Below are 21,126 nucleotides of genomic sequence, written 5' to 3'. Positions count from 1 at the left end.
TCCTGGATTATTTAGATTTTACGAATACTGATAGTGCTTTTAGCCGGTTTATCTAAGTTTTGTCGAGGATAACAATGGCGACCTTCCCCACACAGGAGCTGAACCCATGCACACTCGTCAACTCGGCAAAAACGGTCCCACAGTCAGCGCCATCGGCCTCGGCTGCATGGGTATGACCGATTTCTACACGACCGGCACTGACACCCGGGAGGCCATCGCCACCCTGCACCGCGCCCTGGAACTGGGGGTCAACTTCCTCGATACCGCCGACATGTACGGCCCGCATACCAATGAAAAACTGATCGGCAACGCCATCGTCGGCAAGCGCGACCAGGTATTTCTGGCCAGCAAGTTCGGCATCGTGCGCGACCCGGCCAACCCGGCACTGCGCGGCGTGAATGGCCGCCCCGACTACATCCGCAACGCCATCGACGGCACGCTGAAGCGGCTGGGCATTGAAACCCTGGACCTGTACTACCAGCACCGTATCGACCCGGATGTGGCCATCGAAGAAACCGTCGGCGCCATGGCCGAGTTGGTCAAACAGGGCAAAGTCCGTTACCTGGGCCTGAGCGAAGCCAGCGCCGCCACCCTGGAGCGCGCCCATAAGGTGCACCCCATCACGGCCCTGCAAAGCGAATATTCGCTGTGGAGCCGAGACCAGGAAGACAACGGCTGCCTCGCCGCCTGCCAGCGGCTGGGCATCGCCTTTGTACCGTACAGCCCGCTCGGGCGCGGTTTCCTCACCGGCGCACTGAAAAGCCCGGACGACTTCGCCGCCGATGACTACCGTCGCTTCAACCCACGTTTCCAAGGCGAGAACTTTGCGAAAAACCTGCGGCTGGTCAAACAGGTGCAAACCCTGGCGGCGGACAAAGGTGTGACCGCCGGGCAACTGGCGTTGGCGTGGGTGCTGGCGCAGGGTGATTTCATCGTGCCGATTCCGGGCACCAAGCAACGCAAGTACCTGGAGGAGAACGTCGCGGCGGTTTCGATCGTACTGAGCGAGGCTGAGCGCGCCGCGTTGAATGCGATTTTCCCGGCCGATGCAACCGCAGGTTCGCGCTACCCGGAAGAAGTCATGGCCATGCTGGATATCTGATCCGCAGCACTTGGCAGCGCCGCCGGCCGGCGCTGCCACTTTCTTGCACGATAGTACCTAAAGCTCCGTCATCCCAAGCCGATAGCCCTACGAAGCTCCAACAAAGCCGCGTCGACAATAAACGCTTCGTAAGGACGGTCCCATGCCTGCACTGCGCTCCATCCAAGCCCGCTATACCCTGTTTCTGGTGCTGTTCGTCCTGGTGTTATTTGTATTGACCGTCGTGGGTATCGGCCAGTTGGTCGCGCCCAAGCTGCGCCATACCGAAGAACAGGTCGTGCTCAACCGCATCAGTGAAGTCGCCGAACAGATCCAGGGCGAGCTGAACAAGGTCCAGGCCCAGCAACGCACCATCACCCAAACCATTCCCCTGCTCGACAGCGACGCCATTGATAAGGTGCTGCCTGGCCTGGTGGACCAATATGGTGAGCTGAAAGTGTTTGGTGGCGGGATCTGGCCGTTGCCCAACCAGCGCACCCCGGGGCGCAATAAACACAGCACGTTCTGGCACCGCGACGCCTCGGGCAAGTTGGCGGTCAACACCTTCTGGAACAGTGACGCCGCGCCCAACTATTACGACCAGAGCTGGTACAAGGGCGGCCTCGCCTCCCCCCGTGGCCAGTGTGCCTGGGCCGCCGCCTACAAGGACGACGCCAGCCAGGAGCCGCGCACCAACTGCGCCATGGCGATCCAGCGTGACGGTGCCGCCTATGGCGTGGCCACCATCGACGTGACGCTGGGTTTCTTCAATGAGTTGGTGGCCAACAAGGAAAAAGACATCGGCGGGCAGATGCTGATCGTCGAGGGCGACGGCAAGATCATCAGCAACAGCTCGCGCATCAGCGGCCCGGTGGTCTTGAAAAACATCAGCGAACTGGCCGGCACCTCGGCGTTCGCCGCCCAGGTCAGCCAGGCCCTCGCCCACCGCGACCAGGCGCTGCAACGCAGCGAGTTCGACAACCAGGGCGTGGCCAGTACCTTCTACTTTCGCGCCATCGAGGGCACGCCCTGGTTCCTCGCCACCGCCCTGCCGACTTCGCTGATTACGGCGCAACGCGATGACGTGCTCAGCAGCTTGGCCCTGCTGCAAATTCCGATGGTGTTGCTGCTGGTGATATTGGCCGTCTATGCCATTCGCAAGCTGGTACAGCGCATGAAGACGCTGAAAACCAACATCGACGCGCTGTCCACCGGGGATGCCGACCTGACGCGGCGGATCACCATCCGCGCCGAAGACGAACTGGGCGCCATCGGTCATTCGGTGAACCGCTTTATCGTCTACCTGCAAAACATGATCGGCGAGGTGACCCAGGCCACCGGTGCGATGTCGTCGAGCCTTGAGCAGTTGCAGCAAACCTCGGCGCACACCAACCAGATCCTGATGCGGCATGCCAGCGAGACCGACCAGACCGTCACGGCGATCACCGAAATGAGTTCCACCGCCGACACCGTCGCGCAAAGCGCCGCTGAAACCGCCTCGTTCACCCAGCGAGCCAACGAGCACGCCGATCACTCCCGTGTGGTCGTGGGCGAAGCGTCCAGTAGCGTCAGCGCCCTGATCGACGAAGTCGCCAGCGCAACCCATACCGTGGAGAACATGCGCCAGGACGCCGCGCGCATCACCGAGACCCTGGGGGTAATCGGCGCGATTGCCGGCCAGACCAACCTGCTGGCTCTCAACGCGGCCATCGAAGCGGCCCGCGCGGGTGAGCAAGGCCGTGGGTTTGCGGTCGTCGCCGATGAGGTACGTGCGCTGGCGGCGCGCACCCAGGCCAGCACGTCGCAGATCAACGAGATGCTGGCACGCTTGACCAGCGGCGTGAGTTCGTCGGTGGCCGCCATGGAAAACACCCAGGCCAGTTGCCAGTCGGCAGCGGACGCCACGGCGCGGGTCAACACCGGCCTGGATGAGATGGCCGGCTCGGTCAGCCATATCAATAACCTCAGCACCCAGATCGCCACGGCCGCCGAGCAGCAAAGCGCAGTGACCGAGGAGATCAACCGCAGCATGGTGCAGATCCGACAAATGGTCGAGGAGCTGGTGCATAGCGGGCATGCCACGCAAAGCAATACCCAGAGCCTGCTGGACGCTAATGGCCGAGTGATTGCGTTGATGAGTCGCTTCAAGGTGCGCTGAAAAAAACACTGGAACACTCCCGTGCAATGCTCGGGAGTGGGACTATTCTGACAGTTCCTAGTGCAAATTCCCGCCACACAGGAGGTGTGTGATGCACGTTGTTGAGCATTCGATCCGCTTGGAGCAGGTCAGTCAGGAACGTTTTATTCAGGCCCCCATCGACCTTGTCTACGATTACGTGACCCAGCCGGATCGCTGGCACGAATGGCACCCGACCTCACTCAGCGCCGAGACCGGCACCAGCGGTTCACTGCCGGCCGGCACTCGCTTCACGGAAATTATCGATCTCATGGGCGTACGGGTGCCCATGAGTTATCGCGTGCAGATCGCCCGGCCGCCCAGCGAATTCAAGACCGTGTTCACGTCTCTGGCCGTTGACGGCTCCATTCACTATTTCCTGGTGCCCCATCAAGGCGGCACGTTGTTCAAGCGCGTGCTGATCTATGAAACCGAGTTGCAGTTGACCAGCTTGCGTGAGCGCATGGTCCAGCTTTCGGCTACGGCCCTCGACCGGCTCAAATGCAGGCTGGAAAACCCGCCCCTCGTATAATTTAGAAACATTACAACAGTGTCCCAACCAAAAAAGCAGGGAGAATGCCCGGCTTACTGCCCGGTATTGGACGACACCCGAATGAAAAACCCATTGCGTTTGGCCCTGCTTTCAGCCCTGTTCACCAGCACCCTGGCCCAGGCAGCCGACCTGATCTCGATCGATGTGCACCGCGACGCAAATTGCGGTTGCTGCAAAAAGTGGATCAGCCATCTGCAAAGCAACGGCTTTAAGGTCAACGACCACGTCGAGGCGGATATGAGCGCCGTCAAACAGCGCCTGGGCGTGGCACCGCGCTTGGGCTCTTGCCATACCGCCGTGATCGACGGCAAGTTCGTCGAAGGCCACGTGCCCGCCGAACAGGTGCTGGCCTTGCGCAAACGCGACGATCTGCTCGGCATTGCCGCGCCGGGCATGCCGATGGGCTCACCCGGCATGGAAGTCGACGGTCACAGCGAGGCCTATCAAGTGATCGGCCTGACCCGGGACGGCAGCGATGTGGTGGTGGCTGACTACCCGGCACGATGATCACAGGTTACCTGGGCTTATTCGTGGCGGCCTTCGGTGCCGCCACCCTGCTGCCGTTGCAGTCCGAAGCGGTGTTGGTCGGGCTGCTGCTCAGCGGGCACTACAGCCTCTGGCTGCTGCTGGGCATTGCCACCTTGGGCAACGTACTGGGCTCGCTGGTGAACTGGTGGCTTGGGCGCTGGGTTGAACACTTCAAGGCCCGGCGCTGGTTTCCCGTCAGCACAAAACAGCTGGATACGGCACGGCGCCACTATGAGCGCTGGGGGCACTGGACGCTGCTGCTCAGTTGGGTGCCGATTATCGGTGACCCGCTGACCCTGGTCGCAGGCGTCATGCGCGAGCCGCTGTGGCGCTTCCTGCTCCTGGTGACACTGGCCAAAGGTTTGCGCTACGGCGTGCTCGCGGCGCTGACGTTGCACTGGGTGTTAATCCCCACTTAATCCCCTCCAAACAGCATCCGGGCATCCTATTCGGAGCACGTCCCATGTCTTTCGTCCGCGCTGCCTGTCTGTCCGGCCTGTTCGCCCTGGGTTCCGCCCCGGCGTTTGCCGCTACCTACGGGCCTGAGTTGCAAGGCTTTGAATACCCGTATCCGGTACAACACTTTGACTTCCAGTCCCAAGGCAAACACCTGCAAATGGGCTATATGGACGTACCCGCCAAAGGCCACGCCAACGGCCGCAGCGTGGTGCTGATGCATGGCAAGAACTTCTGCGGCGCCACCTGGGAAGGTTCGATCAAAGCCCTGAGTGACGCCGGCTACCGGGTGATTGCGCCGGACCAGATCGGTTTCTGTACCTCCAGCAAGCCCGATCACTACCAGTACAGCTTCCAGCAATTGGCAATCAACACCCATCAGTTGCTGGAAAAGCTCGGCATTCAAAAGGCCACGATCCTCGGCCATTCCACCGGCGGCATGCTGGCAACCCGTTACGCACTGCTCTACCCGGCACAAACCGAACAGCTGGCCTTGGTCAATCCCATTGGCCTGGAAGATTGGAAAGCGCTGGGCGTGCCTTATCGCAGCGTGGACCAATGGTACGAGCGAGAGTTGAAACTCAGCGCCGAGGGTATCCGCAAGTATGAACAGGAGACCTATTACGTCGGCCGCTGGAAGCCCGAATACGAACGCTGGGTAGATATGCTCGCCGGCCTCAACCAGGGCCCGGGGCATACCCAGGTCGCCTGGAACTCGGCGTTGATTTACGACATGATCTTCACCCAGCCGGTGTACTACGAGTTCAAGGACTTGCAGATGCCGACCCTGCTGCTGATCGGCACCGCCGATACCACGGCAATCGGCAAGGACCTTGCGCCACCTGAGGTCAAGGCGAAGATCGGCAACTACGCCGTGTTGGGCAAGCAGGTGGCCCAGTTGATCCCCCATGCGACCCTGGTGGAGTTCCCCGGGCTGGGGCACGCACCGCAAATGGAGGAGCCGGCCCAGTTTCACGCGGCACTGTTGCAGGGTTTGAACGCCCTTTAATCCCATTTGATCGAGGCTCGGGTGAATGTCATTACAGATAGCAGTCATTGATGATTGGCAGCAGGTGGCCAGTGGCGTGGTGGATTGGTCAGGGCTGGCGCCAGTTGGCCAAGTGCACTTCCTGCACGACTACCCGGCAGACACCGCGACGATGATCGAACGCTTGAAGGGCTTCGAGGTGATCTGCGTGATGCGTGAGCGCTCCACCTTCGATAAGGCGCTGCTGCGGGGCCTGCCTGATCTCAAGCTGCTGGTGACCGGCGGCATGCGCAATGCCGCTATCGACATTGCCGCCGCCCAGGCCCTGGGCATTCAGGTGTGCGGCACCGACAGCTATAAACAGGCAGCGCCGGAATTGACCTGGGCCTTGATCATGGCCGCCACCCGCAACCTGCTGGCCGAAGCCAACTCGTTGCGTGCCGGCGGCTGGCAAGTCGGCCTGGGCGGCGACTTGTATGGCAAGACCCTGGGCATTCTCGGCCTGGGCAGCATTGGCCAGAAAGTCGCGCAGTTTGCCCAGGTGTTCGGTATGCGCGTCATCGCCTGGAGTGAAAACCTGACCCCGGAACGGGCCGCGCAATGCGGTGTAACCTGGGTCAGCAAACAGGCGCTGTTTGAACAAGCCGACATCCTCAGCGTGCACTTGGTACTCAGCGAGCGCAGCCGCGGGCTGGTCGACGCCCAGGCGCTGGGCTGGATGAAACCGACGGCACGCTTGGTGAACACCGCACGCGGGCCGATTGTGGATGAACGGGCGCTGGTGGCCGCGCTGGAAAGTGGCCGCTTGGCCGGGGCCGCCCTGGACGTATACGGCGAAGAGCCACTACCGGCGGACCACCCCTTCCGCCGCCTGCCCAACGTATTGGCCACGCCCCATATTGGTTATGTGAGCGAGCAGAATTACCGGCAGTTCTATCAGCAGATGATCGAGGATGTTCAAGCTTGGGCGGCCGGTACGCCCATTCGCGTGCTGGGCTGACGCACCCTGCACCAATGCTGGGAGCGGGTTTGCACTGGGGTGGGGCATTTTGATGGCCTTCCCCCGGTACTGCCGACGGAAAATGAATGGGAGCGCTTCGCACTCCAGCGCGGGGCAAGCCCGCTCACTACAACCTGCGGTTTTGGGGTTAGAAGTTTTTTGTCCTACAAAATTTCCTTAGAAAGCCTACAGGCTCTGGGATCTGTCCTAGACTCATGACCGATGGGTCCGTTCCAAAACAAAAACCCCGCAAAAAATCTAAACTTTCCAACTCGGCCACTGGTCAAGTTTTAAGGTAGGGCGAGCACACTGGATTAACACCCCGATGCCCGCCCATCCAATCTATTTCTGCCAACCGTGCAACTGGCATAAGCCTTGCCAGAATTGTATTGCACTTGTGCGCGTGGCCGCAGGATGCGGTCATCGAGCTAGTGGCAGCGGGCCACTAACCGACCCTACACGTGGAGAGAACTATGATCAGTGCCGTTTCAAGTATTCAGGGAGAACGTGTTAGTCAGCCAGTTGGCGGGGCGAGCTCTTTAGTTGACATCAACACGGTGCGGCCGGTCGTGAGTCACAACCCCAATCGTAAAAAAGTCCTCTTCGTCACCTCCGAATTCGCCGACCTGGTGAAGACCGGCGGCCTGGGCGATGTGTCTGCCGCCCTGCCCCGCGCCATGGCGCATCTGCACGATGTGCGAGTGTTGATCCCGGGTTATCCGCAAGTGATGGAGAGCGACAACCCGATTCATATCATTGGCGAGCTGGGCGGTCACGCCGCGCTCCCGCCGTGCAAGATCGGACGCATGGACCTCAAGGATGGGCTGGTCATCTACGTGCTGATCTGCCCCGAACTCTACGAGCGTGAAGGCACGCCCTACGGCGCCAACAACGGCCGCGACTGGCCGGACAACCATATCCGCTTCGCCCGCCTGGGCCTGGCCGCCGCCGACATCGCCGCCAACCTCGCGCAGATCCACTGGTGCCCGGACCTGGTGCACGCCCACGACTGGCCGGCGGGCCTGGCCCCGGCCTACATGCACTGGCGCGGGTCACGCACGCCGACCCTGTTCACCATTCACAACCTGGCGTATCAGGGCGTCGTCAGCCTGGCGTCCACCCCGGAGCTGGGGATTCCGCCGCATGCCCTGCAACAGGAAGGCATGGAGTTCTACGGCAAGATGTCGTTCCTCAAGGCGGGCATGGCCTATTCCAGCCATATCACCACGGTGAGTGCCACCTACGCCCAGGAAATCACTACCCCCGAATTCGGCTGCGGCCTGGATGGCTTTTTAGCCAGCAAGACCCAACAGGGTCTGCTCAGCGGTATTCCCAACGGCATTGATGAAAGCTGGGAAACATCCACCGACACCCACCTGACCCACAATTTCAACATCGGCGACTGGGAAGGCAAGGCCATCAACGCCGCCCATGTGCGCGAACTGTTCGGCCTGCACGACTCCACCGGCCCGTTGTTCGCCGTGGTCTCGCGTCTGGTCTATCAGAAAGGTCTGGACCTCACCGAGGCGGTGGCCAGCTTTATCGTCGAAAACGGCGGCCAGATCGCCATTATCGGGCGTGGCGAGCCGGAAGAAGAACAGGCCATGCGCGAGCTGGCCCTGCGCTTTCCCGGTCAAGTGGGCGTGCGGATCGGCTTCAACGAAACCGATGCCCGCCGCATGTTCGCCGGCAGCGATTTCCTGTTGATGCCATCGCGCTACGAACCCTGCGGCTTGAGCCAGATGTACGCGCAGCGCTTCGGCTCGCTGCCGGTGGCGCGCAATACCGGCGGCCTGGCCGACACTATCGAAGATGGCGTGACCGGCTTCCTGTTCAATGAATCCACGGTGGACAGCTATAAAGCCGCCCTCACCCGCGCCTTCAAGGTATTTGCCTTCCCCGGTTTGCTCAATGCGATGCGCAGCCGCGCCATGACTCAACCGTTCAACTGGTGCCAGGCCGTGGAACCCTACGCCGAACTCTACGAACAATTGGTGGCCAAGGCTTTAGGGAAATCGGCCAAGTAATCAAGGGAGGTCTTCACAGATGCCGTCATGGACTCTGGAAACCTGGCCCCACGGTGCAATCATGCTGGACGCGCAACACACGCGTTTTGCCTTGTGGGCGCCAGACGCGTTTTATGTCAGCGTTGAATTCAAAGACGGAAAATCCATCGCCATGCTGCCCCAGGCAGATGGCTGGTTCGAAGTAGAGGTCAAGTGCCCGGCGGGCACTTGCTACCGCTACAACATCGACGGGGAAACCGATGTCCCCGACCCGGCGTCCAGGGCCCAGGTCTCGGATGTCCACGGTTGGAGCCGGGTCGTCGACCCGCTCGCTTACCCCTGGCAGAACAGCCACTGGCAAGGCCGGCCCTGGCATGAAGCGGTGATCTACGAGCTGCATGTCGGGGCACTGGGGGGCTACGCCGCCGTTGAAAAACACCTGCCACGCCTGGCTGAACTGGGCTTCACCGCTATCGAGCTGATGCCCTTGGCGCAGTTTCCCGGCGAGCGCAATTGGGGCTACGACGGGGTGCTGCCCTATGCACCGCAGGCCTCCTACGGCACGCCCGAACAACTCAAGCACCTGATCGACAGCGCCCATGGACACGGCCTGGCGGTGATTCTCGATGTGGTCTACAACCATTTCGGGCCCGATGGTAACTACCTGGGCCAATACGCCAAGGCGTTCTTTCAAGAAGACGTGCACACGCCCTGGGGCGCCGGGATCGATTTCGATCGTCGGGAAGTACGCGACTTCTTCCTCGATAACGCGCTGATGTGGCTGCTGGAATATCGCTTCGACGGCTTGCGCCTGGACGCCGTGCACGCCATCGACAACCCCGGGTTCCTGCACGCGTTGGCGCAGCGTGTGCGCGAACAGGTCGACCTGGGCCGCCAGGTGTGGCTGGTGCTGGAAAACGAGCACAACCAGGCCAACCTGCTGGAACAGGATTTCGATGCGCAATGGAACGACGACGGCCACAATGCCCTGCATGTGCTGCTGACCGGCGAGACCGACGCCTATTACCGCGACTTTGCCGCAGACACCACGGCCCTGTTGGCTCGCTGCCTGAGCGAAGGTTTTATCTACCAGGGGCAGGCCAACCGCCACGGCGACCCTCGCGGTGAGCCCAGCGGGCACCTGCCGCCGAGTGCCTTCGTACTGTTCTTGCAGAACCATGACCAGATCGGCAATCGCGCCTTGGGTGAACGCCTGCATCAGTTGTGTTCACCCCAGGCCCTGAAAGCCGCCACTACGTTATTGCTGCTGTCGCCGATGATTCCTTTGGTGTTCATGGGCGATGAGGTGGCGGCCGAAGAACCCTTCCTGTTTTTCACCGATCATCACGGCGAACTGGCTGAGGCGGTACGCGAAGGCCGACGCAATGAGTTTGCCGACTTCGCCGCCTTCAATGACCCTGAACAGCGTGAGCGGATTCCCGATCCCAATGCCCTGACAACCTTCCAGCGTTCGATCCCTTCGTTTAGCGAGAACGAACACACCCAGCTCTACCGGCAACTGCTGAGCCTGCGTCACCAACATATCGTGCCCCACTTGCCCGGCTGCGTGGCTCTCGGGGCGCGGGTGCTGGCCGACGGCGCCGTCAGCGCCCGCTGGCGGCTGGGCAACGGCAGCCTGTTGCAAATCGACCTCAACCTGAGCGCCGAGCCCCTCGAACACGCAGCGCCGCACGCCTGTCTTTTCCAAACGCCGGCCAATCAGGGCGCGCTGCTGGCGCCCTTCAGCGTACGCGTCTTTCTAACCCCTGTTGGAGATCACCCTTGAGCGAAGCGAACCTGGAAATCCTCGCCAGCCGCGCGGGCCTGGCCGTCGATTGGATCGACGCCAACGGCCGCCCGCAACATGTGAAACCCGACGCCCTGCGCGCGGTGCTCAAAGGCCTGGGCCACCCGGCCGACACCGACGCCGAGATCGACGCCAGCCTGCTGGAACTTGAGCAGGTGCAACAAGACAAGCACCTGCCGCCCCTCATGACCATCGACTCCGGTGAGCCCTTGGACCTGGCGCGCTACTTCGCGCCGGACACGCCCTGCCGGGTCAGCCTGGAACAGGGTGAAACCCTGGAGTTGCGCCTCGACGGTAATGCCGTGCTGCCTGGCATCATTGCCCTGGGCTACCACTGTGTGCATATCGCCGACCAGACCTTCACCCTGGCCGTGGCTCCCGACCACTGCTACAGCGTGGCCGAGGCGGTCGACAGCCGTCCCGCCCGCGCCTGGGGCCTGAGCGCCCAACTGTATGGCCTGCGGCGCCTCGGTGACGGCGGTTTTGGCGACACCCTGGCCCTGGAGCACCTGGTCCGTTCCGCCGCCGAACGCGGTGCCGACGCCCTGGCGATCAGCCCGATGCACGCCATGTTCAGCGCCGACACCGAGCGCTACAGCCCTTATTCACCGTCCAGCCGCCTGTTTCTCAACAGCCTGTATGCCTCCCCGGCGTGCATCCTGGGCGAGCGTGAAGTACGCAACGCGATTGCCGCCGCCGGGTTGGAAGAGGAACTGCATGCCCTTGAACAACTGCCGCTGATCGACTGGCCCGCCGCCGCCAAGGCCAAGCAACGCTTGCTGCGCACGCTGTATGAAGATTTCCGCCAGGGCGAGCACCCGCAACACGCCGACTTCCTCAGTTTCCGCCAGACCGGCGGTGAAGCCCTGGAAAACCACTGCCGCTTCGAAGCCGTGCAAGCCCAGCGCGCCGCTGCCGGCGAAGACCTCGACTGGCGCCACTGGCCACAAGACTGGCGTACCCCGCAGAGCCCGGCCCTGGCCCAGTTCGCCGAGGAACACCGCGACGAGATCGGCTACTTCGCCTTCTGCCAATGGCTGATCGCCCGCAGCCTGCAACGGGCACAGCAAGCCGCCCGGGGCAGCGGCATGGGCGTTGGCCTGATCGCTGACCTGGCCGTCGGCGCCGACGGCGGCGGCAGCCAGGCGTGGAGCCGCCAGGATGAACTGCTGGCCGACCTCACCGTGGGAGCACCACCGGACATCCTTAACCGCGCGGGCCAAGGCTGGGGCATCTCCGCATTCTCCCCGGAGGGCCTCAAGCGCAACGGTTTTCGAGCCTTTATCGAGATGTTGCGGGCCAACTTCGCACATGCCGGCGGCCTGCGTATCGACCATGTGATGGGCCTGCAACGCCTGTGGGTGATCCCCAACGGCGCATCGCCACGTGACGGGGCGTACCTGTATTACCCGGTGGATGACATGCTGCGCCTGTTGGCCCTGGAGTCCCATCGCCACCAGGCCATTGTGCTGGGTGAAGACCTGGGCACAGTGCCCGACGGCCTGCGGGAAAAACTCAGCGGCCGCTCGATCCTTGGCATGCGCGTGCTGTTGTTCGAACAGAATCACGATGGCCAATTCAAACCGATTCTCGACTGGCCGGATAACGCCCTGGCCACCACCAGCACCCATGATTTGCCGACCCTCAACGGCTGGTGGCACAGCCGCGATATCGAATGGAATATCCAACTGGGCCTGATCGATGCCCCCACCGTGGAGCAATGGAGCGAACACCGCCTGCGTGAACGCCAGGCGTTGCGTCAGGCGTTGAGCCAGGACCCACAGAATTTCGTCGATGAGATCCGCAATGAGACCGACCATATGATCGACGCCAGCGTGCGCTACCTGGGCCACACCCGTGCACCGTTGGTGCTGCTGCCCCTGGAGGACGCGCTGGGCCTGGAACAGCAGGCCAACCTGCCCGGTACTACCGACACCCACCCCAATTGGCGCCGCCGCCTGCCCGGCGAGGCGTCCAGCCTACTCGACAATGCCGGTGCCGCCCGCCGCCTCGAACTGCTGGCCGTAGCCCGTAACCAGGCCCACGAGCGTGACCGATGAAAGCATCCCCTTTACGCGCCACCCAACGCCTGCAATTTCATAAAGGTTTCACCCTCGATGATGCGGTGCCGCTGGTGCCGTATTTCGCCCGGCTGGGCATCAGCCATCTATACGCCTCACCACTACTCTGCGCCCGGGCCGGCTCCATGCACGGGTACGATGTCGTCGACCCCACCCGCATCAACCCGGAGCTGGGCGGCGAGCCTGCCCTGCACCGCCTCGTGGCCACATTGCGAGAGCACGGGATGGGGTTGATCCTGGATATCGTCTCCAACCACATGGCCGTCGGCGGTGCCGACAACCCTTGGTGGCTGGACCTGCTGGAGTGGGGCCGCCTGAGCCCCTACAGCGAATTCTTCGATATCCAGTGGCACTCCCCCGACCCGCTGCTCAAGGGCCAGCTGTTGATGCCGTTCCTGGGCAGCGACTACGGCGAAGCCTTGCAAAGCGGCACGCTGACCCTGCATTTCGATACTGAACACGGCGCTTTCTACGTCGAGCATTACGAACATCGCTTTCCGATCTGCCCGAGAGACTATGGCGTGATTCTCGGCCACGATGAATCGCTCAAGCCACTGGCCGACCGTTTCAGCGCCCTCGCCTATCAGGACGATGCCTACCGCGAAGCGGCCGCGCTCAAGCAGGCGCTTGCCGAGCGCGCGAGCGAAGTGTCGCCGGCCATCGAACAGCGGCTCAAGGCGTTCGACAGCCGTACGCCTGAGGGCTTCGAGCAACTGCACCAGTTACTGGAACAACAGACTTACCGCCTGGCCAGCTGGCGTACCGCCGCCGACGACATCAACTGGCGACGCTTCTTCGACGTGAACGAACTGGGTGGCCTGCGCGTCGAGCGCAGCGCCGTATTCGAGGCCACCCACGCCAAGATCTTCGAACTGATCAGCCAGGGCCTGGTGGACGGCTTGCGCATTGACCATGTCGACGGCCTGGCCGACCCACGGGGCTACTGCCGCAAGTTGCGTCGTCGAGTGGATGCGCTGGCGCCCGGGCGGCACGTGCCGATCTTCGTGGAAAAGATTCTGGGCGAAGGCGAAACCCTGCGCCAGGACTGGCAGGTGGACGGAACCACCGGCTATGAATTCATGAACCAGCTGTCACTGCTGCAACATGACCCGCAAGGCTTTGAGCCGCTGGCGCAATTATGGACGCACCATAGCGAACGCCCCTCGGCATTCATCGAAGAGGCGTGGCTGGCGCGCCAGCAAATCCTCAACGGCTCGTTGGCCGGCGACTTTGAAAGCGTCGCCCAGGCACTGTTGCAAGTGGCCCGCGACGATGTGATGACGCGTGACCTGACACTGGGCGCGATCCGCCGTGCGTTGCAGGCGCTGATCGTGCACTTCCCGGTGTACCGCACTTATATCAGCGCCCAGGGCCGCAGTGCCGACGATGAGCGTGTCTTCCAGCACGCCATGAGCGGCGCCCGCGAGATCCTGAGTGAAGGTGACTGGCCGGTGCTTGACCACCTGGAAAACTGGTTGGGCGGCCAGCCTTGGCGCAATCGCCCGCGCGGGCGCGAGCGCAAGATACTCAAGCATGCCTGCGTGCGCTTCCAGCAGCTGACCTCGCCGGCCGCGGCCAAGGCCGTGGAGGACACTGCGTTTTATCGTTCGGCGGTGTTGCTGTCGCGTAACGATGTGGGCTTCAGCACTGAGCAGTTCAGCGCCTCCCTGACCGACTTTCATGCCGCCAACCAACAACGCTTGCAGAGCTTTCCCGATAACCTGCTGGCCACCGCCACCCATGACCATAAACGCGGTGAAGACAGCCGTGCGCGCTTGGCGGTGATCAGCGAGTGCGCACCGTGGTACGCCGAACAAGTGCAGCACTGGCGCCACCTGGCGACGCCATTACGCGAGGATGGCAATGGCCCCTCGGCCGGCGATGAACTGATCCTTTATCAAGTACTGCTCGGCAGTTGGCCGCTGGACGCCAACCCTGACCTTGAGGGCTACCAGCAACGACTCTGGCAATGGCAACAGAAGGCCCTGCGCGAGGCCAAGTTGCAGAGCAGTTGGAGCGCACCGAACGAAGCCTATGAGAAAGCGGTTGAAACGTTCCTGTCGCGCCTGTTGCTCAGCCCTGAAGGCCAGCCATTACGCACTGCGCTGGCGCAAGCCGCCGAGGCCATCGCACCGGCCGGCGCCTTGAATGGTCTGGCGCAAACCTTGCTTCGCCTTACCGTGCCGGGGGTGCCGGACCTGTACCAGGGCGATGAGTTCTGGGACTTCAGCCTGGTGGACCCGGACAACCGCCGTCCGGTGGATTTCAGCGCACGGCAACGCGCGTTGCAGGCACCACCGGGCATCGAAGAAGGCTTGTCCAACTGGCGCGATGGGCGTATCAAACAAGCGGTGATCGCCCAGGTACTGGCCTTGCGCAAGGCCCACCCCGAAGTGTTCAGCCGGGGCAGCTACACGCCCTTGGAGGTCGAGGGCACCCATGCCGAACACGTGGTCGCGTTCTACCGCGAACAGCAGGGCAAACGCGTACTGGTGGTGGTGCCACGCTGGCCCCATCGCCTGCTTGAAAACAGTGAACGGCCGCATATTCCTGCGCGGGTTTGGGGCGATACGCGGGTGAAATTACCGTTTACCGGCATAACGCAAAACTGGAAGGGACTTTTTCAAACGGGCGCAGTCACACCCAACAAGGAGCTGTTGATCAGCACTGCCCTGGGGGAATGCCCAGTCAATGTCTTTATCAATCCTGATGATCAAGAAAGCTGAAAATTTTCTGCGAGGAGCATTGTGATGAGTACTGACGACAAACGAATACGCGAACTGGCGCATCAGATCTGGGAGTCTGAAGGCAAGCCTCACGGCGAAGATGCACGCCACTGGGAGATGGCACGCAAGTTGGCGGAAGCCGAAGCACTGACGCCAAGCAAACCTAAGCCCGCCGCCAAACCGAAGGCCGCTGCCAAGCCGCCTGCGACAAAAGCCAAGCCGGCAGCGGTAAGCAAACCGGCACCGCCGCCGGCCAAGAAACCGGCGGCGCCGAAAAAGCCCAAGCCGTAACCCCGTGACGCCATAAGCCTTCTGCCGGTCTCGCCGGCAGGAGGTGAACTCACTTTTCAAACTTCTCAGCTGAACCCTCGTCAGCGCGGTTTCGTTCGGCCCGGAAAAAGACCCTTGCAGGAGCAACATCGAATGAGCAAACCCCAAAAGACCCCATCGACGCCGGGCAATGAGCCGTCGCGAATCCGTGAAGGCTTGCCCTTCCCTCTGGGCGCCACCTGGGACGGTCTGGGCGTCAACTTCGCGCTGTTCTCGGCGAATGCCACCAAGGTCGAACTGTGCCTGTTCGATGACGCTGGTGAGGTAGAGCTTGAGCGTATCGAACTGCCTGAATACACCGACGAGATCTTCCACGGCTACCTGCCCGACGCCCACCCCGGGTTGATCTATGGCTACCGGGTGTACGGCCCCTATGACCCGGCCAACGGCCATCGCTTCAACCACAACAAATTGCTGATCGACCCCTACGCCAAACAGCTGGTGGGCGAACTCAAATGGTCCGAGGCGCTGTTCGGCTACACCATCGGCCATCCGGACGACGACCTCAGTTTCGACGAACGCGACAGCGCGCCCTTCGTGCCCAAGTGCAAAGTGATTGACCCGGCACACACCTGGGGCAACGACCAACCGGTGCGAGTGCCATGGGACCGTACGATCATCTACGAGACCCACCTGCGCGGCATCAGCATGCGTCACCCTTCGGTGGGCGACTCGGTACGCGGCACCTGCGCCGGGTTGATGAACGACGATGTGCTCAAGCACATCCGCCAATTGGGCGTATCGTCGGTCGAGTTGCTGCCTGTGCATGCGTTCGTCAACGACCAACACCTGCTGCAAAAAGGCATGACCAACTATTGGGGCTACAACAGCATCGCGTTCTTTGCCCCCGACCCGCGTTACCTGGCCAGCGGCAAGATCGCAGAATTCAAGGAGATGGTCGCGCACCTGCACGAGCAGAAGCTGGAAGTAATCCTCGACGTGGTCTACAACCACACCGCCGAAGGCAACGAACGCGGCCCGACCCTGTCCATGCGCGGTATCGACAACGCCTCCTACTACCGGCTGATGCCCGACGACAAGCGCTTCTACATCAACGACTCCGGCACCGGCAACACCCTGGATCTGAGCCATCCGTGCGTCCTGCAAATGGTCACCGACTCCTTGCGTTACTGGGCCAACGAGATGCACGTCGACGGCTTCCGCTTCGATCTGGCGACGATCCTCGGGCGCTACCGTGACGGCTTCGACGAGCGCCACAGCTTCCTGGTCGCCTGCCGTCAGGATCCGGTGCTGCGCCAGCTGAAACTGATTGCCGAGCCATGGGACTGCGGCCCAGGCGGTTATCAAGTGGGCAACTTCCCACCGGGCTGGGTGGAATGGAACGACCGCTTCCGCGATACCGTGCGCGCCTTCTGGAAAGGCGACGATGGCCAACTGGCGGATTTCGCCGGGCGCATGACCGCCTCCGGTGAGATGTTCAACCATCGGGGCCGCCGGCCGTACAGCTCGGTGAACTTCATCACCGCCCACGACGGTTTCACCCTGCACGATCTGGTCTCCTATAACGACAAGCACAACGAAGCCAACGACGAGAATAACCAGGACGGCAGCAACAACAACCTGTCATGGAACCATGGCGTCGAAGGCCCCACCGATGATCCGGAAATCAACGCGCTGCGCCTGCGCCAGATGCGTAACTTCTTCGCCACCCTGCTGCTGGCCCAGGGCACGCCCATGATTGTGGCCGGCGACGAGTTTGCGCGCACCCAACACGGCAACAACAACGCGTATTGCCAGGACAGCGAGATCGGCTGGGTCAACTGGGACCTGGACGATGACGGCAAGGCACTGCTCAAGTTCGTCAAACGCTTGATCAAGTTGCGTCTGGCCTACCCTATCCTGCGTCGGGGCCGCTTCCTGGTGGGCGACTACAACGAAGATATCGGTGTGAAAGACGTCACATGGCTGGCGCCGGACGGCAATGAGATGAGCACCGAACAATGGCAGGAAAGCCACGGCCGTTGCCTGGGCATGTTGATGGATGGCCGCGCCCAGGAAACCGGGATTCGCCGCGCGGGTGCCGACGCCACCTTGCTGCTGGTGGTCAACGCGCACCACGACATGGTCAATTTCCGTCTGCCGCCGGTGCCTGAAGGTGAATGCTGGACCTGCCTGCTCGACACCAATCAACCCGCGGTACGTGGCCAGGAGCGCTTTGATTTCGACCACGAGTACGCGGTGACGGGACGTTCACTGCTGCTGTTCGAACTGCAGCGCGACGACGAGGTGTGACATGGCGTTCCATCATTTCCTTCAAGGCTATCAGGGCTATGCGGATACGCAGGCCCTCGGCCAGGCGCTGAGGGCGCTGCAGGAGGAAGGCCTGGACCAGCTGCCGTTGCCCGGCAGCGGCGCGACATTGGCGCGCTTCAGCCGCCTGGCCCAAGTGGCTGGGCATGATTTGCGCCTGTGCAAGTTGTTCGAAGGGCATACCGATGCCTTGGCAATCATCGCCGAGCTGCACAGCCCCGCGCCGCCCTTGGGCAGCACCTGGGGCATGTGGGCCGCCGAGCCGCCCACCGCGAAGGTGCGGGTGCGGCGTGACGGGCACCGGTTGCTGATCGACGGGCGCAAGGCTTGGTGCTCCGGGGCGGCGGTGGTCAGCCACGGGTTGCTGACGGCCTGGGATGAGCAAGATCGCCAGCAATTGGTCGCGGTGGCCATGGATCAACCCGGCATCACCGTGACCGACGAAGGCTGGGATGCCGTCGGCATGGCGGCTACCGGCAGTGTCGAAATCGTCTTCAACGAGGCTCGCGGCCTCGCGGTCGGCGGCCCGGGCGATTACCTGTCACGCCCGGGCTTCTGGCAAGGCGGGGTCGGGATCGCCGCCTGTTGGTATGGCGCCGCCCAACGCCTGGCTGAGGTACTGCGTGAGCAGTGTGCAAAACGCCCCGAACCTCACGCCCTCGCCCATCTAGGCGCAGTCGACAGCGCCTTGAACAGCGCCGCGTGTGTACTGCGTGCCAGTGCCGAACAGATCGACCGGCAGCCGAGCGCCGATGCGCGGCTGTTGGCTCAACAGACACGCGCCTGCATTGAGGACACCGTTGAACAGGTGATCCACCACGTCGGCCGGGCCGTGGGCGCGGGACCTTATTGCAAGGACCCGCACTTCGCTCAGTTGATCGCGGATCTGCCGGTGTATGTGCGTCAAAGTCATGCCGAACGCGACCTGGCCGCCCTGGGTGAACAGGTCGCAGGCGAACCCACAGGAAGGTGGCAGTTATGAGACCCAATCCGATCGTCGGCCAAGGCACGCCGTTGCATCAATGGCAGGCATCGACGCGCCTGGCCGAGTTGCCGGTGGTCAGCGTCGAGCAGTTGGTGCCCGAAGGCCATCGCGCCGTGATCATCGCACCTCACCCGGACGATGAAGTGCTCGGGTGTGGCGGCCTGATGCAGGTCCTCGCGACGTTGGAGCGGCCCATTCAGTTGATTTCCGTCACCGACGGCAGCGCCAGTCATCCGGGCTCGCGCCGCTGGCCGGTGGAACGCCTGAGCGTGGTGCGCCCACAGGAGTCGGCCCAGGCCCTGCACCGCCTTGGCCTGCCGTTACACAGTTTGAAATGGCTGCGGGCAGGTTTTGCCGACAGCCAGGTCGCGGCGCGGGAAGCGCAGTTGGCCGCGTTCATCCAGCGCTACCTCAAGGCCACCGACGTGGTGTTTACCACCTGGCGTGAGGACGGTCATTGCGATCATGAAGCGGTCGGCCGTGCCAGCGCCCAAGCGGCGCAGGCCGTGGGCGCGACCTTGTACGAATTGCCGGTGTGGACTTGGCACTGGGCCACCCCCGAAGACAGTCAGGTGCCCTGGCACCGCGCCCGCAAGATCCCGATGACGCCCCAGGCGGTCGCCCGCAAGCGTCACGCCATCCACGCCTTTGCCAGCCAGTTGGAGGGCGACCCGCAGGCGGGCTTGGCCCCGGTGCTGGCGCCCTATGTGGTGGAGCGCTTGCTGCAACCTTTTGAAGTGGTGTTTGTATGAGCGTGGCCACCCCGTATTTCGACCAACTGTTTGCCGGCAACGACGACCCCTGGGCCTTTCGTCAACGCTGGTATGAACAGCGCAAGCGTGCCCTGACCCTGGCCGTGCTCACACGGGCGCACTACACATCGATCTTCGAACCCGGCTGTGCCAACGGCGAACTGAGCGCCGAGCTGGCCACGCGCTGCGATCAACTGGTGTGTTGCGACACCGCGGCGACGGCTGTGGGCCTGGCCAAGACGCGTCTGTCGGCTTTTCCCCACGCCCAGGTGCAGCAACGCCGCCTGCCCGAACAATGGCCGACCGGCCAGTTCGAGTTGATCGTACTCAGCGAGTTGGGCTACTACCTGGACGCCGCTGATCTGCGCCGCCTGATTGACTGCGCCCTCGCCTCACTGGCCCCCAACGGCCAACTGCTGGCCTGCCACTGGCGGCCGCTTATCGAGGGTTGCCCGCAGACCGCCGAACAGGTGCACGCCCTGCTCCAGCAGCGACTGGGCATGCACCCGGTGGTGCAGCATCACGAAGAGGATTTTCTACTCGACCTGTGGAGCCGCGATGGCACCTCGGTCGCAAGCCATGAGGGCCTGCGATGATCGGCATTTTGATCCCGGTCCATAACGAAGAAAAGTTGTTGGGCGAGTGCTTGAAGGCAGCGATGATCGCGGCCAGTCACCCAGGCTTGCTCGGCGAGGCGGTACACATCCTCGTGGTGCTCGACAGTTGCAGCGACGCCAGCGCGTCGATTGCCCAGGCGTACGAGGTACACAGCCTTCAGGTGCAGGCGCGCAATGTGGGCCAGGCGCGCGGTGTGGGCGCGCGACACTTGCTCAACCAGGGCGCGCGATGGATCGCCTGCACCGACGCCGACAGCCGCGTCGCCCCCGATTGGTTGGTAGCGCAGCTGGCGCTGGGCGTGGATGCGGTGTGCGGCACGGTCACCGTGGATGCCTGGAGCGAAGGTTTCGATCCGGCGGCGCAGATTCGCTATCACCAGGCGTATGAGGCCCGTGACGGCCATCGGCATATCCACGGCGCCAACCTGGGCGTGAGTGCCGGTGCCTACGTACAGGCCGGTGGTTTCGAGCCGCTGGCGTGCCATGAGGATGTGCAGTTGGTGCGCAACCTGGAACGCTGCGGCGCCTCCATCGCCTGGAGCCATTCGCCGCAGGTGATCACCAGCGCACGCCTGGATTGTCGCGCCCAAGGCGGGTTCGGTGACTACCTGAAAAGCCTGGTGCAGCTTGCGTAAAAAAACGCCTGGCCGACATGTAAAAGCGCTAGATCCTTGTCTATGCTCATAACGCCTTGCACAGCGTTCCAGGGTTGGAACGCCGCGCACTCACTACAGGCAGGAGCCTGAGGTGAATAAAAAGGAGTCGTCCC

Annotated in this window: 17 protein-coding genes and 1 pseudogene; all 18 read left to right on the top strand. The window is 62.6% G+C overall.

Going from position 1 to position 21,126, the window contains the following annotated elements; translation table 11 throughout:
- Positions 1 to 106: 106 nt before the first annotated feature.
- The 18 genes and pseudogenes from ACQRBV_RS20715 (at position 107) to ACQRBV_RS20630 (ending at position 20,992) form a co-directional block, all read left to right on the top strand.
- A complete protein-coding gene (locus ACQRBV_RS20715) occupies positions 107 to 1,102 on the top strand; it encodes an aldo/keto reductase (protein ID WP_411984213.1) in 996 nt (331 codons plus the stop codon).
- Between the two features lie 142 nt (positions 1,103 to 1,244).
- Positions 1,245 to 2,378: pseudogene (locus ACQRBV_RS20710) on the top strand (cache domain-containing protein); the annotation flags it as partial.
- A 15-nt stretch (positions 2,379 to 2,393) separates the two neighbouring features.
- Positions 2,394 to 3,239 carry a methyl-accepting chemotaxis protein gene (locus tag ACQRBV_RS20705; RefSeq protein WP_372241658.1) on the top strand — a complete coding sequence of 282 codons (846 nt, stop codon included), beginning with the start codon at positions 2,394 to 2,396 and terminating at the stop codon, positions 3,237 to 3,239.
- Positions 3,240 to 3,330: 91 nt separating this feature from the next.
- Positions 3,331 to 3,789 (top strand): SRPBCC family protein, encoded by a 459-nt coding sequence (locus ACQRBV_RS20700; RefSeq protein ID WP_411984214.1) that lies wholly within the window; start codon positions 3,331 to 3,333, stop codon positions 3,787 to 3,789.
- Positions 3,790 to 3,870: 81 nt separating this feature from the next.
- The gene (locus ACQRBV_RS20695; protein WP_411984215.1) at positions 3,871 to 4,317 is read left to right on the top strand and encodes a DUF411 domain-containing protein; all 447 of its coding nucleotides are present in this window, start codon (positions 3,871 to 3,873) and stop codon (positions 4,315 to 4,317) included.
- Positions 4,314 to 4,757 (top strand): YqaA family protein, encoded by a 444-nt coding sequence (locus tag ACQRBV_RS20690; RefSeq protein WP_205343944.1) that lies wholly within the window; start codon positions 4,314 to 4,316, stop codon positions 4,755 to 4,757. The genes ACQRBV_RS20695 and ACQRBV_RS20690 overlap by 4 nt, the downstream gene beginning before the upstream one ends.
- Positions 4,758 to 4,801: 44 nt before the next feature.
- Positions 4,802 to 5,803, top strand: coding sequence for an alpha/beta fold hydrolase (locus ACQRBV_RS20685; protein ID WP_411984216.1), 1,002 nt, complete (start codon positions 4,802 to 4,804; stop codon positions 5,801 to 5,803).
- A 25-nt stretch (positions 5,804 to 5,828) separates the two neighbouring features.
- Positions 5,829 to 6,782 carry a D-2-hydroxyacid dehydrogenase family protein gene (locus tag ACQRBV_RS20680; protein ID WP_411984217.1) on the top strand — a complete coding sequence of 318 codons (954 nt, stop codon included), beginning with the start codon at positions 5,829 to 5,831 and terminating at the stop codon, positions 6,780 to 6,782.
- Between the two features lie 473 nt (positions 6,783 to 7,255).
- Positions 7,256 to 8,809, top strand: a complete 1,554-nt coding sequence (gene glgA / locus ACQRBV_RS20675) for a glycogen synthase GlgA (protein ID WP_205343947.1) — start codon at positions 7,256 to 7,258, stop codon at positions 8,807 to 8,809.
- A gap of 19 nt (positions 8,810 to 8,828) precedes the next feature.
- A complete protein-coding gene (treZ, locus tag ACQRBV_RS20670) occupies positions 8,829 to 10,574 on the top strand; it encodes a malto-oligosyltrehalose trehalohydrolase (RefSeq protein ID WP_411984218.1) in 1,746 nt (581 codons plus the stop codon).
- Complete coding sequence (gene malQ, locus ACQRBV_RS20665) at positions 10,571 to 12,655, top strand: 4-alpha-glucanotransferase (protein ID WP_411984219.1); 2,085 nt, start codon at positions 10,571 to 10,573, stop codon at positions 12,653 to 12,655. Before treZ ends, malQ begins: the two co-directional genes overlap by 4 nt.
- Positions 12,652 to 15,402 (top strand): malto-oligosyltrehalose synthase, encoded by a 2,751-nt coding sequence (locus ACQRBV_RS20660; RefSeq protein WP_411984220.1) that lies wholly within the window; start codon positions 12,652 to 12,654, stop codon positions 15,400 to 15,402. The genes malQ and ACQRBV_RS20660 overlap by 4 nt, the downstream gene beginning before the upstream one ends.
- Positions 15,403 to 15,426: 24 nt before the next feature.
- Complete coding sequence (locus ACQRBV_RS20655; protein WP_060752711.1) at positions 15,427 to 15,693, top strand: DUF2934 domain-containing protein; 267 nt, start codon at positions 15,427 to 15,429, stop codon at positions 15,691 to 15,693.
- Positions 15,694 to 15,825: 132 nt separating this feature from the next.
- On the top strand, positions 15,826 to 17,985 hold the full coding sequence (glgX, locus tag ACQRBV_RS20650; protein ID WP_411984221.1) for a glycogen debranching protein GlgX: 2,160 nt from the start codon (positions 15,826 to 15,828) through the stop codon (positions 17,983 to 17,985).
- Position 17,986: 1 nt separating this feature from the next.
- On the top strand, positions 17,987 to 18,985 hold the full coding sequence (locus tag ACQRBV_RS20645) for an acyl-CoA dehydrogenase (protein ID WP_411984222.1): 999 nt from the start codon (positions 17,987 to 17,989) through the stop codon (positions 18,983 to 18,985).
- Positions 18,982 to 19,740, top strand: coding sequence for a PIG-L deacetylase family protein (locus ACQRBV_RS20640; RefSeq protein WP_060752708.1), 759 nt, complete (start codon positions 18,982 to 18,984; stop codon positions 19,738 to 19,740). Before ACQRBV_RS20645 ends, ACQRBV_RS20640 begins: the two co-directional genes overlap by 4 nt.
- Positions 19,737 to 20,336 carry an SAM-dependent methyltransferase gene (locus tag ACQRBV_RS20635; RefSeq protein WP_205343954.1) on the top strand — a complete coding sequence of 200 codons (600 nt, stop codon included), beginning with the start codon at positions 19,737 to 19,739 and terminating at the stop codon, positions 20,334 to 20,336. The genes ACQRBV_RS20640 and ACQRBV_RS20635 overlap by 4 nt, the downstream gene beginning before the upstream one ends.
- The gene (locus ACQRBV_RS20630) at positions 20,333 to 20,992 is read left to right on the top strand and encodes a glycosyltransferase (RefSeq protein ID WP_060752706.1); all 660 of its coding nucleotides are present in this window, start codon (positions 20,333 to 20,335) and stop codon (positions 20,990 to 20,992) included. The genes ACQRBV_RS20635 and ACQRBV_RS20630 overlap by 4 nt, the downstream gene beginning before the upstream one ends.
- The last annotated feature ends 134 nt before the right edge of the window (positions 20,993 to 21,126 follow it).

The organism is Pseudomonas sp. R11F, assembly GCF_050312575.1.
GTDB classification, from domain to species: Bacteria; Pseudomonadota; Gammaproteobacteria; order Pseudomonadales; family Pseudomonadaceae; genus Aquipseudomonas; species Aquipseudomonas palleroniana.
The sequence above is the reverse complement of the archived record's forward strand: the minus strand, read 5'-3'. Positions and strand labels throughout refer to the sequence as shown.

Excerpts from the sequence above, each read along its gene's own strand:
- ACQRBV_RS20695 (WP_411984215.1), top strand. The coding sequence starts at position 3,871 with ATGAAAAACCCATTGCGTTTGGCCCTGCTTTCAGCCCTGTTCACCAGC.
- ACQRBV_RS20635 (WP_205343954.1), top strand. The coding sequence starts at position 19,737 with ATGAGCGTGGCCACCCCGTATTTCGACCAACTGTTTGCCGGCAACGAC.
- glgX (WP_411984221.1), top strand. The coding sequence starts at position 15,826 with ATGAGCAAACCCCAAAAGACCCCATCGACGCCGGGCAATGAGCCGTCG.
- ACQRBV_RS20680 (WP_411984217.1), top strand. The coding sequence starts at position 5,829 with ATGTCATTACAGATAGCAGTCATTGATGATTGGCAGCAGGTGGCCAGT.
- ACQRBV_RS20645 (WP_411984222.1), top strand. The coding sequence starts at position 17,987 with ATGGCGTTCCATCATTTCCTTCAAGGCTATCAGGGCTATGCGGATACG.
- ACQRBV_RS20630 (WP_060752706.1), top strand. The coding sequence starts at position 20,333 with ATGATCGGCATTTTGATCCCGGTCCATAACGAAGAAAAGTTGTTGGGC.
- ACQRBV_RS20715 (WP_411984213.1), top strand. The coding sequence starts at position 107 with ATGCACACTCGTCAACTCGGCAAAAACGGTCCCACAGTCAGCGCCATC.
- ACQRBV_RS20685 (WP_411984216.1), top strand. The coding sequence starts at position 4,802 with ATGTCTTTCGTCCGCGCTGCCTGTCTGTCCGGCCTGTTCGCCCTGGGT.
- ACQRBV_RS20655 (WP_060752711.1), top strand. The coding sequence starts at position 15,427 with ATGAGTACTGACGACAAACGAATACGCGAACTGGCGCATCAGATCTGG.
- treZ (WP_411984218.1), top strand. The coding sequence starts at position 8,829 with ATGCCGTCATGGACTCTGGAAACCTGGCCCCACGGTGCAATCATGCTG.
- ACQRBV_RS20640 (WP_060752708.1), top strand. The coding sequence starts at position 18,982 with ATGAGACCCAATCCGATCGTCGGCCAAGGCACGCCGTTGCATCAATGG.
- glgA (WP_205343947.1), top strand. The coding sequence starts at position 7,256 with ATGATCAGTGCCGTTTCAAGTATTCAGGGAGAACGTGTTAGTCAGCCA.
- ACQRBV_RS20660 (WP_411984220.1), top strand. The coding sequence starts at position 12,652 with ATGAAAGCATCCCCTTTACGCGCCACCCAACGCCTGCAATTTCATAAA.
- ACQRBV_RS20700 (WP_411984214.1), top strand. The coding sequence starts at position 3,331 with ATGCACGTTGTTGAGCATTCGATCCGCTTGGAGCAGGTCAGTCAGGAA.
- ACQRBV_RS20690 (WP_205343944.1), top strand. The coding sequence starts at position 4,314 with ATGATCACAGGTTACCTGGGCTTATTCGTGGCGGCCTTCGGTGCCGCC.
- ACQRBV_RS20705 (WP_372241658.1), top strand. The coding sequence starts at position 2,394 with ATGATCGGCGAGGTGACCCAGGCCACCGGTGCGATGTCGTCGAGCCTT.